The organism is Mycobacterium sp. (genome assembly GCF_035603715.1).
Classification (GTDB): Bacteria; Actinomycetota; Actinomycetes; order Mycobacteriales; family Mycobacteriaceae; genus Mycobacterium.
The window spans coordinates 1-3,871 of record NZ_DATNJW010000473.1 but is presented as its reverse complement, the minus strand read 5'-3'; the positions used below and the strand labels follow the sequence as shown (position 1 = coordinate 3,871).

3 protein-coding genes and 1 pseudogene are annotated in these 3,871 nt (G+C 65.8%); 2 read left to right on the top strand and 2 right to left on the bottom strand.

All coding sequences use genetic code 11. The features are described 5' to 3' along the window. Window positions 1-1,002: UPF0182 family protein (locus VN856_RS19610; protein WP_325692020.1), on the bottom strand; the 1,002-nt coding region annotated here is incomplete at its 3' end. A 101-nt stretch (window positions 1,003-1,103) separates the two neighbouring features. Then, entirely contained in the window at window positions 1,104-2,126 is a 1,023-nt protein-coding gene (locus VN856_RS19605) for a PDZ domain-containing protein (RefSeq protein WP_325692018.1), read from the bottom strand. A gap of 95 nt (window positions 2,127-2,221) precedes the next feature. Between VN856_RS19605 and VN856_RS19600 the strand changes: the two genes are divergently transcribed. Further along, window positions 2,222-3,601: a zinc-dependent metalloprotease gene (locus tag VN856_RS19600; RefSeq protein WP_325692016.1), complete on the top strand. Its 1,380-nt coding sequence runs from the start codon at window positions 2,222-2,224 to the stop codon at window positions 3,599-3,601. Window positions 3,602-3,679: 78 nt separating this feature from the next. After that, window positions 3,680-3,871, top strand: a pseudogene (locus tag VN856_RS19595) (adenylate/guanylate cyclase domain-containing protein); the annotation flags it as partial.

Here is a 3,871-nt window from a genome sequence, read left to right as displayed (position 1 = left end):
GGCTTGCCGGGTCGCGGTGATGCTTCGGCTGATGTATTCGCGTTCCTTTTGCGCCGCATTGGGTTTGACGCTGATCTGCTCGACGATCAACGGCCACGCCGCGCCGACGACCATCGACGAAAGCAGCAGCAACACCAGACCGATCGATGGAATTCGCAAGTCTCGCAGCACAACCGCCGAGAACACCGCCACCGCACAGATCAACGCGATCGCCAGCAGGATCAGCTTGGCCGGCAGCACCGCGTTGATATCGGTGTATCCGGCCCCGGTGAACGGCTTGCCAGCACGGGTGTGGGACAGCAGCTCGTAGCGATCCAGCCAGTACGCGAACGCCTTGAGCAATACCAGCGTTCCGACCAGGCTGACCAACTGGATGCGCGCCGAGCGGCTCAATGCTCCGGTGCGTCCGGACAGCCGGATGCCGCCGAAGACGTAGTGGGCCAACAAGTTCGCCACAAAGGCCAAAAACAGCGCAACAAAGAAGAAGCTGAGTACCAGCCGGTAGAACGGCAGCTCGAAGGCGTAGAAACCAAGGTCCTTGCCGAACTGGGGGTCACGAACGCCGAAGTCGCTGCCGTGCAGGAACAGCTGAATGCGCACCCAATAGGTCTGTGCGACAACACCGGCGAGCAAGCCGATCGCGACCGGGACGCCGATACCGATCACCCGCAACCGCGACATCACCACGGTGCGATAGCGCGCCACCGGATCACTGCCGTTGCTCGGCACGAAGACCGGCCGGGTGCGATACGCCATGGCCAGGCTTGCGAAGACGATGCCGCCGACCAGCAACCCGATCACCACGAACACGATCAGCCGGGTCACCAGCACGGTGGAGAACACCGACCGGTAGCCCAGCTCGCCGAACCAGAGCCAGTCGACGTAAGCGTCGATCAGTCGCGGGCCGACGAGCAGCAGCCCGATCACGGTCAGAGCGATCGCGATCAGAGTCCGGCTGCGTCGAGTCAGCTTCGGCATCCTGGCGGCGGGCCGCATCCCCACTAGCTACGCTCCCTGCTCGTTTGTCCTCGGCGTTTCAACTGTACGCACTCCGTCTGATTGCCCTGCTGCTCCTCGCGCCGCCCTGCGGCGCGCATCGGGTGTCAGCAGCTCGGCGGTTTCCCGCCGGCGGCGACGGCGTGCAGCGCGTCCACTGCCGCACCGAGGTTGTCGACCTTCACCAGTTGCAAACCGGGCACTTGTTTGGAGTTTGCCTCGTAGCAGTTCTCGGCCGGCACCAGAAACACGGTCGCGCCGGCATCGTGGGCCGCGCTCATCTTGTGCAGGATGCCGCCGATCCGGCCCACTTCGCCGTCCGGCTTGATCGTGCCGGTGCCCGCCACGAACTTCGAGCCGGCGAGGCTGCCGGTGGTGAGCTTGTCGATGACCGCCAAGCTGAACATCAGGCCCGCAGAGGGCCCGCCCACGTTGGCGAGGTTGAAATCGACCGCGAACGGCGCCCACGGCGCGTCCGTCACCGAGACGCCGACAAAGCCGTAATCACCTTTCGGGTGATGGCCCAACGTGATGTGGGCAACCCCGGGCGGCGCATTTTTGCGTTGGAAGTCGACCGCGACGTTTTGTCCGGGTTTGGTGGTCTTCAGATACGAGGTGAACTGCTCGACGGTGGCCATCGGCTTACCGTCGACGGCTTTGATGGCGTCACCGGCCTGCAACTTACCCACCGAAGGTCCGGGATCGGTCAGCGTCACAACGGTCACGGCCTCCGGGTATTTCAGATAACCCAGGGCCGCGAACTCGGCGTTGTGCTCCGACTCTTTGAAATCGGCGTCGTTGGCCTTGTCGACGTCCTCGCGCGACGAGCCCGGCGGGTAGACCAGGTCACGCGGCATCAACTGTTCCTGCCCGGACAGCCACAGCGTGAGCGCCTCGGCCAGGCTGAGATCGTCACGCTGAGACACCGTCGTCATATCCAGGTGGCCCGTCGTCGGGTGCGTCTGGGTGCCTTTGATGTCGACCACCTGCTTGCCGTCGACCTCCCCGAGCGTGTCGAAGGCCGGGCCCGGACCCAGCGACACGTAAGGCACCGTCACCACTGCGAGCAGCACGCCGAAGACCACGATCGGGATTAACGCCACGATCAGCGTCAGAATCCGCCTGTTCACGTCGCCAAGACTAGACGGAGTGGTCAGAGCGCTGAGGTTCGTGGCGGGCGGGTTCACTCAGAGCGTGACAACGGGCCGCGCGTCGCGGGTGGGAGATGAGTACCGTTGAGGACATGGCTGACCTGCCTTTCGGCTTCTCCTCCGGAGACGATCCGGACCGCGACAAGCGCCGCGAGAACGACCCCGAGTCCGGCTCGGGGTCTGCTGACCCATTCGGCCTGGGCGGCCTCGGTGGCGAGTTCAACGTGGCCGACCTCGGCCAGATGTTCACCCGACTCGGGCAGATGTTCAGCGCCGGCTCCATGGGTGGCCAATCCTCGGGTCCGGTGAACTATGAGCTGGCCCGCCAACTCGCGTCCAGCACGATCGGCTTCGTCGCTCCCATCCCAGTTGCCACCCGCGAGGCGATCGGCGACGCCGTCCACCTCGCCGAGACCTGGCTCGACGGGGTGACCGCGCTGCCGGCGGGCACCACCAAGGCGGTCGCCTGGACGCCCAGCGACTGGGTGGACAACACCCTGGAGACCTGGAAGCGGCTGTGCGACCCGATGGCTCAGCAGATCGCCACCGTGTGGGCGTCGGCGCTGCCCGACGAGGCCAAGGCCATGGCGGGTCCGCTGCTGTCGATGATGTCGCAGATGGGCGGCATGGCATTCGGCTCGCAGCTGGGCCAGGCGCTGGCGCGCTTGGCTCGCGAGGTCCTGACGTCGACGGACGTCGGATTACCGTTGGGCCCCAAGGGCATTGCGGCGCTGCTGCCCGACGCGATCGAGGCGTTCGCAGATGGTCTTGAGCAGCCGCGTAGCGAGATCATCACCTTCCTTGCGGCCCGAGAGGCCGCCCACCACCGCCTGTTCAGTCATGTGCCGTGGTTGCCCAGTCAGCTGCTCGGCGCCGTCGAGGCCTACGCCAAGGGCATGAAGATCGACATGCACGGAATCGAAGAGCTGGCCCGCGATTTCAACCCGGCGTCACTGAATGACCCGGCCGCCGTCGAGCAGCTGCTCACCCAGGGGGTGTTCGAGCCTCAGGCCACACCCGAGCAGACCCAGGCGCTGGAACGGCTCGAGATACTGCTGGCTCTGATCGAGGGCTGGGTGCAGACCGTGGTGAATGCGGCACTGGGCGAACGCATTCCGGGCGCGGCCGCGCTCGGTGAGACGCTGCGCCGCCGCCGGGCCACCGGCGGCCCGGCCGAGCAGACCTTCGCGACGCTGGTCGGCCTGGAACTGCGACCACGCAAGTTGCGGGAGGCCGCGACATTGTGGGAGCGGCTGACCCAGGCGGTCGGTGTCGACGCCCGCGACGCGATCTGGCAACACCCTGATCTGCTGCCCAACTCCGAGGATCTCGACGATCCGGCCGGGTTCATCGACCGCTCGATCGGCGGCGACACCAGCGGAATCGACGAGGCGATCGCCGAGTTCGAGCGCGACGCCGAGCGTGGACCCGACGATGGTCCTGTGGACGGCTGATCCGTCCGTCGTGACGCCCTGCGAGTTCACGCAACCCGCTCACCCCGACATCGGTCAGTTCAGCAGTACGCTCATGCCGTGGCGGACACGGCGTACGCATCTTGCGGCGATCTGAGCCTGGCGTACCAAGTGTTCGGCGACGGACCGATCGAGCTGGTCTTCGTCGGGCCGTTCGTCACCCACATCGAGCTGTTCTGGACCATCCCCGAATTCAAGGCCTTCTTCGACCAGCTCGCCAGGTTCTGTCGCGTCGTAGCGTTTGACAAGGCC